We start from the raw sequence: 223 nt of genomic DNA on the forward strand, positions 1-223 counted from the left end.
GGCTTACCCTGAATATCGTCATCAGGGTGATCAGAGGCTGGATAAATTATCACGGCATATCTGACAACCAGAGACGAGTCGGGCAGTTTATCTACCAAAGTACGCGAATAACCTACAGATGGTTCAACCGTCAAGGTGGGCGTCGCCGACTGACGTGGAAAAAGCTGAATCTGATCCTGAAAATGCTGGGTTATCCATCTCGCTGGAAAACGCATTCAATGTT

1 pseudogene is annotated in these 223 nt (G+C 47.5%); it reads left to right on the forward strand.

The features are described 5' to 3' along the window. Positions 1 to 223 (forward strand): annotated as a pseudogene (locus tag ACGF49_RS25485) (group II intron reverse transcriptase/maturase); the annotation flags it as partial.

This window comes from Photorhabdus sp. RM96S, from assembly GCF_042879335.1.
GTDB lineage: Bacteria > Pseudomonadota > Gammaproteobacteria > Enterobacterales > Enterobacteriaceae > Photorhabdus > Photorhabdus kayaii.